This window comes from Streptomyces huiliensis, assembly GCF_020037025.1.
Classification (GTDB): Bacteria; Actinomycetota; Actinomycetes; order Streptomycetales; family Streptomycetaceae; genus Streptomyces; species Streptomyces huiliensis.
This window is the reverse complement of record NZ_JAIQLH010000258.1, coordinates 1-10,195: the sequence shown is the minus strand read 5'-3', so window position 1 is coordinate 10,195 and position 10,195 is coordinate 1. Positions and strand designations below refer to the sequence as shown.

Annotated in this window: 13 protein-coding genes and 1 pseudogene; 7 read left to right on the top strand and 7 right to left on the bottom strand. The window is 74.2% G+C overall.

Annotated elements, in window-relative coordinates; all coding sequences use genetic code 11:
• Positions 1-983 (bottom strand): annotated as a pseudogene (locus JNW98_RS30310) (hypothetical protein); the annotation flags it as partial.
• Between the two features lie 253 nt (positions 984-1,236).
• Entirely contained in the window at positions 1,237-1,935 is a 699-nt protein-coding gene (locus JNW98_RS30305) for a hypothetical protein (RefSeq protein WP_223771499.1), read from the bottom strand.
• A 91-nt stretch (positions 1,936-2,026) separates the two neighbouring features.
• Between JNW98_RS30305 and JNW98_RS30300 the strand changes: the two genes are divergently transcribed.
• Positions 2,027-2,467 (top strand): RICIN domain-containing protein, encoded by a 441-nt coding sequence (locus JNW98_RS30300; protein ID WP_223771498.1) that lies wholly within the window; start codon positions 2,027-2,029, stop codon positions 2,465-2,467.
• A 127-nt stretch (positions 2,468-2,594) separates the two neighbouring features.
• The gene (locus tag JNW98_RS30295; RefSeq protein ID WP_223771497.1) at positions 2,595-3,047 is read left to right on the top strand and encodes a MerR family transcriptional regulator; all 453 of its coding nucleotides are present in this window, start codon (positions 2,595-2,597) and stop codon (positions 3,045-3,047) included.
• Here JNW98_RS30295 and JNW98_RS30290 read toward each other — a convergent pair.
• The gene (locus tag JNW98_RS30290; RefSeq protein WP_223771496.1) at positions 3,028-4,122 is read right to left on the bottom strand and encodes a serine hydrolase domain-containing protein; all 1,095 of its coding nucleotides are present in this window, start codon (positions 4,120-4,122) and stop codon (positions 3,028-3,030) included. The genes JNW98_RS30295 and JNW98_RS30290 overlap by 20 nt on opposite strands.
• Before the next feature lie 95 nt (positions 4,123-4,217).
• On the opposite strand from JNW98_RS30290, the gene JNW98_RS30285 reads away from it, so the two are divergent.
• Positions 4,218-4,994: a MerR family transcriptional regulator gene (locus tag JNW98_RS30285; protein WP_223771495.1), complete on the top strand. Its 777-nt coding sequence runs from the start codon at positions 4,218-4,220 to the stop codon at positions 4,992-4,994.
• 71 nt (positions 4,995-5,065) lie between these two features.
• Here JNW98_RS30285 and JNW98_RS30280 read toward each other — a convergent pair whose 3' ends face one another.
• Positions 5,066-5,383: an ArsR/SmtB family transcription factor gene (locus tag JNW98_RS30280; protein WP_223771494.1), complete on the bottom strand. Its 318-nt coding sequence runs from the start codon at positions 5,381-5,383 to the stop codon at positions 5,066-5,068.
• Positions 5,384-5,516: 133 nt separating this feature from the next.
• Between JNW98_RS30280 and JNW98_RS30275 the strand changes: the two genes are divergently transcribed.
• Both JNW98_RS30275 and JNW98_RS30270 read left to right on the top strand, forming a co-directional pair.
• Positions 5,517-5,843 carry a putative quinol monooxygenase gene (locus JNW98_RS30275; RefSeq protein ID WP_223771493.1) on the top strand — a complete coding sequence of 109 codons (327 nt, stop codon included), beginning with the start codon at positions 5,517-5,519 and terminating at the stop codon, positions 5,841-5,843.
• A 38-nt stretch (positions 5,844-5,881) separates the two neighbouring features.
• Positions 5,882-6,592 carry an SDR family oxidoreductase gene (locus tag JNW98_RS30270; protein ID WP_223771492.1) on the top strand — a complete coding sequence of 237 codons (711 nt, stop codon included), beginning with the start codon at positions 5,882-5,884 and terminating at the stop codon, positions 6,590-6,592.
• A gap of 45 nt (positions 6,593-6,637) precedes the next feature.
• On the opposite strand, the gene JNW98_RS30265 is transcribed toward JNW98_RS30270, so the two are convergent.
• Positions 6,638-7,291 (bottom strand): TetR/AcrR family transcriptional regulator C-terminal domain-containing protein, encoded by a 654-nt coding sequence (locus JNW98_RS30265; protein ID WP_223771491.1) that lies wholly within the window; start codon positions 7,289-7,291, stop codon positions 6,638-6,640.
• Positions 7,292-7,383: 92 nt separating this feature from the next.
• Between JNW98_RS30265 and JNW98_RS30260 the strand changes: the two genes are divergently transcribed.
• Positions 7,384-7,824 carry an ester cyclase gene (locus JNW98_RS30260; RefSeq protein WP_223771490.1) on the top strand — a complete coding sequence of 147 codons (441 nt, stop codon included), beginning with the start codon at positions 7,384-7,386 and terminating at the stop codon, positions 7,822-7,824.
• 31 nt (positions 7,825-7,855) lie between these two features.
• Here JNW98_RS30260 and JNW98_RS30255 read toward each other — a convergent pair whose 3' ends face one another.
• Both JNW98_RS30255 and JNW98_RS30250 read right to left on the bottom strand, forming a co-directional pair.
• Positions 7,856-8,548, bottom strand: a complete 693-nt coding sequence (locus JNW98_RS30255; RefSeq protein ID WP_223771489.1) for a flavin reductase family protein — start codon at positions 8,546-8,548, stop codon at positions 7,856-7,858.
• Between the two features lie 83 nt (positions 8,549-8,631).
• A complete protein-coding gene (locus tag JNW98_RS30250; protein ID WP_223771488.1) occupies positions 8,632-9,201 on the bottom strand; it encodes a helix-turn-helix domain-containing protein in 570 nt (189 codons plus the stop codon).
• Positions 9,202-9,318: 117 nt separating this feature from the next.
• On the opposite strand from JNW98_RS30250, the gene JNW98_RS30245 reads away from it, so the two are divergent.
• Complete coding sequence (locus JNW98_RS30245; RefSeq protein WP_223771487.1) at positions 9,319-10,026, top strand: RraA family protein; 708 nt, start codon at positions 9,319-9,321, stop codon at positions 10,024-10,026.
• Positions 10,027-10,195: the final 169 nt, after the last annotated feature.

Sequence of the window (10,195 nt, the reverse complement as noted above, 5' to 3'; positions counted from 1 at the left end):
GCCTCGGGCGGGAATCCGGGGGCGCCCAGCCACAGTTCGGCGACGACGGTCGTGCCGCGGTCGCGGGCGGCGCCGGCGGCGGAGGCGAGCCGGTCCCAGGAGAGCTGGGTGCCGCCGCGGCCTATGGCCCGGTCGGCGGCGGCGCAGACGCCGATGACGGCGAGGCGGGGGTGGCCGTCGGCTGCCGGGGGGCCGGCGCCGGCGGTGCCGGGAACGGCCCGCTCCCCGCCGTACGCCGGTACCACCCCGCCCACCAGCTCCCGCAGCCCCACCCGGCCCGCCCAGGGGCCGGCCGGCACCGGGTCGGCCGCGCGTTCGCGCCAGCGCAGGCCGTCGTCCGGGGCCGGACCGAACGGGTCCGCGAGCTCCCAGGCCAGGCCCCGGGGCGCCGGCACCAGACGGAGGCCGGCGAGCGGCGGCAGGTGACGGAGCGCCGGAGCGTGGACGGTCGCCCAGCGGCCCGTGAGCTCCAGGCGCCGCACGCGGGGGCGCAGGGCCCGGGCGAGGGCCACCGCCGCCGGCACCTGCTGCTCCCGCTCGACCACCAGCCGTACCGCCGCTCCCCGCGGCACGTCCGCGCAGGCCCCCGCCAGGGCTCCGTCGTACGGCGCGGGGGCCGCCGCGGCGCGCAGGACGTCGGCGGCGGACTCCAGACTTCCGTCGGCCGGTTCGAGGTCGTCGAGGCGCAGCCGCACGCCGTGCCCCGGCTCGTGCAGCGCCCCCAGCACGGCGCCGAGCCCGCGCAGCCGGTGCAGCCGCGGCCGGGAGGCGTCGCCCAGCGCGCGGGTCCCGGCCGTCGCCATGAGCCGGTCCCCGGGCGCCCGCGACCGGGTGCGCAGCGCGCCGCGCGCGGCCTGCCGGATCAGCTCCGCGACGAAGCGGTGTCCGACGTCGACGACGGTGACGCCGTCGGGGACGACGGCGAGCCGCAGGGTGGGGTCGCCGCCGGGCGGGACGATGATGATCGAGCTTCCGTCGTGCATCGCCAAGACCGCCCCCGTGACCCTCGGCGTCGCGTGTGGTGAACTGCCTTGATCCAAGAATGGATTGACGCGACGTACACCAGACAGCTTTCACCATATCAGGGTGAAGTGGGGAGTTTGCCCCTGTCCCGCCCTTTCTCCGTTTCTTGCGGGGGCTGCGCCCCCGCACCCCCAGGGCGGGCCATTCAGCCCGGTGGGGGTGCCCCCTCTGGGGGAGGGACCGGGGCAGCCCACCGGCGAAGCCGAGGAAGCGTCAGCCCAGCGGCAGCAGGTACTCGACGGCCCGCCGGTCCGTAGGCGCGAACCCCACGGCGGTCAGCGCCGCCCCGAGCACGTCGTCGTCGGGCGCCGCGTACGCCTCGGCCGCGCCCGCGGACGGGTGCTCCTCGCGCACCCGCCGCACCACCGCGGCGACGAGGGCCGTCAGCTCGCCGGCGGTGTGCTCCTCCTCGCGGTCGTGCACCAGGACGGCCGTGCCGTCCTCGATCTCCACGTCGAACACCGCGTCCTCCAGGCCGAGCCGGAAGACCGCGTCCTCGCCCGCCGGCCGCTCCTCCACCGGACCGGCTCCGCCGTCCTCCGTACGGGCGGCGGACAGCTCCAGGTGCCACCAGCGGTAGACGTCGCCGCCCTCGGTGGCGCCGAGCTCCGCCGGGACGGACGGCGGCATCTCGTCGGACTCGGCGACCCACCGCAACGCCGTACCCCCCGCCGCGCGGGTCAGCTCCGCCGCCTCGCGCAGCATGGGGACGAGCGCTTCGAAGGCCCCTTCGGGAACGGCGGTGAAGCGGAGGGCCGGGTCGTCGGCCCCCAGATCGAGGACGACGACCGACCCGACGACCGCGTCGTCCTCGCGCGCCAGGACCACCGCGGTGGTGCGGTCGTCGTCCCAGTGGCCGGCGGCGTCGGCGGTCTCGGTACGCTCGCGACAAACCTCAAGAGAAACAGACATACCCTGATCATCCCCTATTTCGGGCGCCGCGCCACCCGTTACGATCATGGTCTTCACCGGCACGGCCGTCGGCGCACTCAGGGGGACAGGCATGGAAGGCACCTACCGCATCCGCAACGTCCACAGCGGCCTGCTGCTGCGCGTCGCCGGCGGGAGGGCGGGCGGCGGAGCCCCCGTGGTGCAGGGTGCGGACGACGGCACGCCCGCCGAGCTCTGGCGCGTGTCGCCGGTGCACGAGGGCAGCGGCCTGCACCACGTTGTGAACGCGGGCAGCGGCAAACGGCTCGACGTGGCAAACGCGTCGGTCGAGAACGGCGCCTACGTGCAGCAGTGGAAGGCCAACGGCTACGGCGCCCAGGAGTGGCTGATCGAGCGCCTGGTCGAGGACCCGGGCACCGTCATCCTCGTCGCCCACATCAGCGGCCACCTCCTGGAGGTCGCCGACGCGGCCACCGACGAGGGGGCGCGGGTCCGGCAGTGGGAGGACCGCGACAGCCCGGCCCAGTGGTGGCGGCTGGAACCCGCCGGCTGAGCCCTTCCGGAGGGCGCGGGACCACGGGGAGCCGTTCTGGGCGCCGCGCGGGAACCGTAGGATCGGACACCGGCGCCGGATCCGAGTCCGCGGCGCCACGACGAGCTGCGACCCCCGGGGGGAAGGCGTGCGGATCGGGGAGCTGTCCCGCAGGACCGGTGTCAGCGAGCGGGCGCTGCGCTACTACGAGCAGCAGGGGCTCCTGACCGCGGAACGTGCGGCCGGCGGGCACCGCGAGTTCGACGAGTCCGCCGTCGGCCGCGTGGCGTGCGTCCGGGAGTTGTTCGCGGCGGGCCTGTGCAGCGGCAGGATCGCCCGGGTGCTCCAGTGCCTGCCCGGGCAGGGCGGCCGGGAGCGGGCGTCGGAGGAGCTGATCGCGGGCCTGGTGGGCGAACGCGACCGGCTGGACCGCGCGATCGATGAGCTGCGGCGCTCGCGCGGTGTCCTCGACGACGTGATCCGCGAGGCGAGGGGCTCCGGGGCCGCGGGCGACCAGGACCCGTCCGGCCGGGCGCCGCAACCCTCGCCATCCGGCTCCGCACATGACGGCCGGACAAGTCCTAGGCGAACACCGTCTTGACCAGTGTCTGCTTCACCTTCTCGAACGTCCCGGCCATGGTGGGCAGGTCCATTTCGACGTCCCCGGAGGTCAGCGAGCCGGTCAGGGTCTTGGTGCCGTCGGGCGTGCTGTACATCAGTGCGCCCCAGCCCCAGAACCCTCCGTTGTGGTGGAGGACGGTGCCGCCGCCGTCCAGCTCCTCCACGAACACCCCCAGGCCGTAACCCATCGTGGGGTCCGCGACGCGCATCTCGGCCAGAAGCTCGGTCGAGACGAGCTTGCCGCTGTTCAGCGCGGAGAAGAACGTGTGGAGGTCCCGGCTGGTCGAGATCATGTCGCCGGCGGCGGATACCCAGGAGGGGTTGAAGCGGGTGGTGTCGACCACCTTCCACTGTCCGGCGTCGTCGTAGCCGAAGTAGCCGTGGGCGTGCGGCTCGGGGATGTCCTCCCGGGTCTCCGGCAGCAGGGTGCCCGTCAGCCCGAGCGGGCCCAGGATCAGCCGGTGCGTCTCCTCGGGCAGCGAGCGGCCGGTGACCTGCTCGATCAGCAGCCTGGCCAGGACATAGTTGGTGTTGGAGTAGCTCCAGGCCGTCCCCGGCTCGAACCGCGCCGGCTTCGCCAACGCCCCCCGCACCAGCTCCTCCGGCCGGTAGGTCGCGTGCTGCAGGTCCACCCACTCCTTGCCCCATCCGGCGACCACACCGGGTTCGGCCGACCCGTCCTCGGAGAACTCGCCGGTGAAGTTGAACAGCCCGCTGGTGTGCCGCAGGAGCATCCGTACCGTGATCCGCCGGTCGAGCCGGAACTCGGGCAAGTGGTCGGCCACCAGGTCCTCGAGGCCGAGCCGGCCCTCGGCCACCAGCTGCAGGACGACGGTCGCGACGAAGGTCTTGGTGACACTGCCGACCCGGAAGTGCCCGTCGGTCGGCGGCTTCGCGGTCCGGCCCAGCTCGCTCACCCCGGCGCTGCCGACCCACTCGCCGAGCTCGTCGTTCACGCGCAGCTGCACGCCGGCGAAACCGGCGTCGACGATCTCCCGCATGGCCTTCCGCAGCTCGGGGCGGTCCTGCGCGGCGGCGGTGTTCTGCTCACTCATGGTGATTCCTCATCTCGCGTCAGCGGGTGTGAGATGAGCGTGAACCCTGACCCAAGGTCAAGGTCAAGGTGGAGGAGGAGCGTTACTCTCACCCCATGGCAGAGGGGCTCACGATCGGTCAGGCGGCGGCTTTCGTCGACATCACCGTCAAGACGGTGCGGCACTACCACCGGCTCGGCCTGGTCGCCGAACCGGAACGGGACCATTCCGGCTACCGGCGCTACGGTTCGGCCGACCTGCTGCGCCTTGTCCAGGTCCGGGCCCTGGCCGGGGCGGGCGTGCCGCTGGCCGAGATCGGCGAGCTGCTCGACGCCGAGCCCGAGCGGTTCGCCACCGCCCTGGACGACGTCCGCCGCCGGCTCACCGAACAGATCGAGGAGCTGATGGGCCGCCGTGACACCCTGCACCGGCTCGCCCACGGTGACCGCGCCCTGCTGCCCGACCGGGCCTGCGCGGTCCTGGAGCGACTCGCCGAGCTCGACTTCAGCCCCGACTACGTCACCACCCAGCGGGAGGCCTTGGTGCTGTCGCGGGCGCTGACTCCCGAGGTCTTCGACCTCTTCCTGGCCAACCTCGAACACCGGCTCGACGACCCCGAGTTTGTCGAGTTGACCAAGCGCGGCTGGGAGGCGAGGTCCTGGGATCCCGACGACCCGCGGATCGAGGAGCTGGCCTCAGCGGTGGCCGCCAACCTGCTGGGCGTCCGCGCGCTGCTGACGCTGCCGGCCAAGCGACCGCACGGTCCCGACGCGGCATCCCGGTACGGCGTGGTCAACCACCATCGGGAGGACGAGGCACCGTCCATCGCCCGGCTGAACGGGCTGGTCGAGGGGCACCTGCGCGCGGCGGGCATTGACATCCCGCGTCAGTGACGGACTGCTGCGAACTCGATCGCCCGGACAGGGCCCAGCGGACGCTCCCCCCCCGCACCCCCCCCGTCGCGTCAGTCCGCGTCCTCGGCCGCCACGATGGCCAGCAGCCCGGGGAACCGCCGTTCGATGTCGGCCCGGCGCAGCCGGGCCATTCTGCTGTTGCCCCGGTCCACCTGCCGGATCAGGCCGGCCTCGCGCAGGGCGCGGAAGTGGTGGGTGACGGTCGCCTTGGACACCGGCAGCGCGAACGAACTGCACGTCCGCGCCGTCCCCTCGGGGGCGCGCGCCAGTTCGCGCACCACCCGGCGGCGCAGCGGGTCGGCCAGCGCGGCGAGCACCGCGCCGAGTTCGATCTCCTCGACGGCCGGATGGCCCTCGTCGTCGGGCACGGTGCGTCTCCCCCTCGTCAGGGCCTGTAGGGCTATAGGTATGGCTTGCATCGTACCTAAGGGATTGGCTAGCGTGCCGCAGGTACGAGATCCGTCGTACCTGCTGTGTCGTGTCCCCCGAGGAGAGAAGTCCATGCCCCAGCCGTTCACACTCGTCGGCATCGCGCGTCCCAAGCCCGAACGGGCCGACGAGCTGAAGGAGTTGCTGCTGTCCTTCGTCGAACCCACCCGGCAGGAGCCGGGGTGCCTGGAGTACCACTTCCACGAGGACCGGGACGAGCCCGGCGTCTTCGTCTTCTACGAGGCGTGGCGCTCGCAGGCCGACCTCGACGCCCACCTGGCCCTGCCCCGCATGCGCGACTTCTGGGAGCGGCGCATGGACTACCTGGAGTCCGACCTGGAGATCCGGTTCCTCACGATGCACAGTCCATACACGGCCGAGCGCCTCGGCGGGCAGTGAACCACCAGGAATCTCGAGGCGGAATTTCGAGGAGCGACATGAAAGACGTACTGGTCACCGGCGCGAGCAAGGGCATCGGATGGGCGGTCTCCCGGCGGCTGGCGGAGCAGGGGTACGGGGTCATCGGTGTGGCCCGCAGCGCCCCCGAGGAGGAGTTCCCCGGCACGTTCCTGCGCTGTGACCTCTCCGACGCCGACGACACCGCGCGCATGCTCGCGGAGGTGACCCGGGAGCGCACGGTGTGCCGGGTCGTCAACAACGCGGGGATCGCGCGGCCGCAGCCCATCGAGGACCTGGACCTGGCGGTCATGCACCAGGTGCTGGACCTGAACCTGCGGGCCTCGGTCCAGATCGTCCAGGCCCTGGTGCCCGGCATGCGCGCCGAGCGGTTCGGCCGGATCGTGAACATCACCTCGCGGGCGACGTACGGGGCCAGGGACCGTACCTCCTACGCGGCCGCCAAGAGCGCGCTGGTGGGGTGCACCCGGTCCTGGGCCCTGGAACTGGCCCCGGACGGCATCACCTCCAACGCCGTGTCACCCGGCCCGACGGCGACGGAACTGTTCCGCCGCGCGCGGCCGGCCGGCAGTGAGGGCGAGCGCAAGGCGATCGAGTCGATCCCGGTGGGGCGCCTGGGCACCCCCGACGACGTCGCCGCGGCGGTGGTGTTCCTGCTGTCCGACGAGGCGGGGTTCATCACCGGCCACGTCCTCGACGTCGACGGCGGGAGCAGCCTCGGCGGTCGCTGAGGCGGTGATTCCGGATGCGCCGGGCCCTCCGTAGGTCCGCCGGGCTCACACCCCGGCTTCCGCCCCGAACCCCGTGATCAGGGCCTCCACGGCGAAGGCGAACCGCTCGGCGTCGTCCGTGCCCGCGCCCGTCCGGGCCGCCTCGGCGGTCAGGGGGTAGCGGTCGGGGTCGAGCGCGGCGAGCTCTCCGGCCGAGCCGGGGGTGTCGGGGGTGGCGAGGGCGCACTCGGCGGTGGCGTGGCTGACGACCAGCAGGGTCAGCGAGTTGAGCGCGTGGAGGGCGCGGCCCAGGGGGAAGCCGGCGGCGGTGAGGACGCGGAGGCCGCGCTCGACGGCGTCCAGGGCCGCCGGGGTCACGGCGGGCCGCGCCGCGGCGAGCGGCAGCACGCCCGGGTGTCCCAGGAGCGTCGTCCGCAGCGCGCCGGCGTACGCCCGCAGCCAGGGCCGCCAGCCGGCGGTCGCGTCCTCGACGGGGGCGGCGCCGGCGAAGACGCGCTCCACCAGGCCGTCCAGCAGCGCGTCCTTGTTGGGGACGTGGTGGTAGAGCGTCATGGCCTCCACGCCGAGCGCCGCGCCCAGCCGGCGCATCGTCAGGGCCTTGAGCCCCTCCCGGTCCACGAGGTCCACCGCGGCGTCCAGGATCCGTTCCCTGGTCAGCCCCGCCCGTTCCCCGCGCGCTCTCCTCGCCTCGGCCGGCATGCGTCCTCCCGCACTCCCTTGACTTTCTTACATCGTAAGTCCACTCTGATGGCAGCGCGAAACTTACGTTGTAAGAAGTGAAGGAAAGCGGGATGGACATGAACACGGCCGAGCACCCCGGCAAGCGGCTCGTCGCGGACTTCCTCCGGGCGGTCGGCGAGCGCCGGCTCGACGCCCTGCCCCGGTACCTGGCCCACGACGTCGTCGACCACAACAAGATCATCTTCGGGGAGCCGGACGAGCCGGGCGCGGCCTTCGAGGGGATCCGCCGGCAGCTCGCCGCGTTCGGCGAGTTCGCCGTCCGGACGGACGGGCTGATCGCGGAGGGCGGCACGGTCGTGGCCCGGCTCACCGTCAGCGGCCGGCACACCGGCGAGCACCCCCGTATGCCCCGCCCGACCGGGCGGGCCTTCGAGGTGGAGCAGATCTGGGTGTTCACCGTGGCGGACGGGCGGATCACCGAGATCCGCGCCGTCAGCGACCGGCTGGGCATGTTCCTCCAGCTCGGCTGGGACTGGCCGGAGGCGGACTGACGCCCGGCCGGAGACGGACCGACGTCCGGCGTCAGCCGGCCGGCGCCTCCCGCGCCCGGTCGACGTCCGGGCTCCGGTACCACCGCTCCGGGATGGTCGCCAGCCGCGACCCGTGGACCCGCGGCCCGAGCCCGTAGAACTGCTGGAAGCTCATGACCAGGGGCCGCCACGCGTCGGGGTCCACGTGGTCGTCCGTCCCCGGCAGTCGGATGCCGTCGTGGACGAACACCCGCCGCACCCGCACCTCGAAGGCCACGATCGAGCCGCGCTGCCGCTCGTCGTCCTCGCCGATCGGGTGCACCGCCTCCAGGACCGCCTCCATGGCCACCGGGCACTCGGCCACCCGCGGCGGGGCCACGGTCTCGGACGGTGCCGGGGTGAGCCCCGCCCGGCCGAACTTGTCCGGCTCGTACCGGTAACCGCGCTCCGCCTTGCGCGGCGGCACCGGATTCCGGCCGGTGGTGAGCGCGAGCCGGTCGACGTGCGGGGCCAAGGCGTCGGACGGCAGGTTGAGCACGCACTCCCGGGTCCGCGTCAGGTTCCGGCTGGTCTGCGCACGGGCGGAGAGCCCGAGGACGGCCCGCCAGCCGAGCCAGAACACCGACGACATGGGGGCGAGGTTGGGTGTGCCGTCCTCGTTCTCGGTGGAGAGCAGCACCACCGGGGTGCCGAAGTACAGGATGTTCGGTTCGATGCGCGTGTGCGTGGGGTTGATCGTGGTCACGGACGCAAGCCTGGCCCGGGCGGGCGGCGCCGTCCGGCGGGGATCGGACGTCGTGTTCGCGGGTCCGCCGGCCGGACGGGCCCTCACGGCAGCACGGTGAACACCGCGTAGCGCGCCGGATCCGGGCCCGGGCAGCGGAAGCGGGACCGGCCCCACAGCCGGAAGCGCAGGCAGTCGCCGGCCCGCAGGACGTGCGCGGCACCGGCCGCCGTCACCTCCACCACCCCTTCCAGGACCCAGACATGCCGCTCCGCCCCGGGCGCCGGCGGCACGTCGCGGTCCACCTCCACCCCCGGTCGCAGGACGTACTCGGCGATCTCGCCGCGCAACCCCGGACCCGGCGGCGAGACCGACCGCCGTACGGCACCCGCCTCGTCGTCGCGCCGCACCGTCTGCCGCCCGGCCCGCACCGGCCGCGGCGGCTCGCCCTCCACCTCGGCGAGCAGCCGGGCCGCCGTCCGCCCGAACGCCGCGCAGACACGCGTCAGTTGGACGGCCGTCGGGCTGATCTCGGCCCGCTCCAGCCGGGACAGCGTCGAACGGCTGACGCCCGTCCGGCGCGCGAGTTCGTCCAGCGGCCAGCCGCGCTCCGCCCGCAGCCCCGCCAGCCGGTGCGCCAGCCGCAGCCGCGCCTCCTGGTCGTCGTCTCCCACCTTCGGGACGCTATCCCAGTACCGGGAGACACCTCCCGGGGAGGCGGACGGACGTGGCAGCGTGGGCCCCTTGGCACGGGAGGATCACCCATGGACCCCTTGAACCCCATGAACCCTATGAACCACGAAGAACTCGCCCGGCGCTTCTCCGCGCTGACCACCGCCCACGTGGCCGACGCCTGCGTCCGCGCCGGGCTCCCGGTGCGCACCGCGCCGCCGGACGTCCGCCCCCTCGCGCCCGGGAGCCGCGTGGCCGGCCGGGCGTGTCCGGCGCGCCACGTCGGCAGCGTGGACGTCTTCCTGGAGGCGTACGCCACGGCGGCCCCCGGCGACGTGCTCGTCGTCGACAACGACGGACGGCTCGACGAGGCGTGCGTCGGCGACCTGGCCGTCCTGGAGGCGCGGGAGGCGGGGCTGAGCGGCGTGGTGGTCTGGGGCCTGCACCGCGACACGGCGGACCTGCGGGCCATCGGCCTGCCCGTGTTCAGCCTCGGCGCGACCCCGCCGGGCCCCCGCCGCCTCGACCCCCGGCCCCCGGAGGCGCTGCGCTCCGCCGTGGTGGGGGAGTGGACGGTGGACCGGACCGACCTCGTCCTCGGCGACGACGACGGCGTCCTCTTCGTTCCCGCCGCCCGCGCCGACGCACTCCTCACCCTCGCCGCGACGATCCGCGACACCGAACGCGACCAGGCCGAACGGATGCGCTCCGGCGTCTCCCTGCGGGAACAGGTCCACTTCGACGCGTACCTCGCCCGCCGCCGGGACAACCCCGGGCTGACGTTCCGCGAGCACCTGCGGACGGTGGGCGGGGCCATCGAGGAGTGAGGCGGCGGGGTGTGAGGTGGCGCGGCGGGGTGGGGAGCGTGGCTGGGGCGCGCGGCCGGAGGGGGGCGCGTGCCCGGGGGGTGGTGCCCCGCCGCTCGCGCGGGGCGTGCGGCGGAAGCGGCGGGCGCCCGGGCGTCGGCGTGATCCGGAGCGCGCGAGGCGCGGCCGG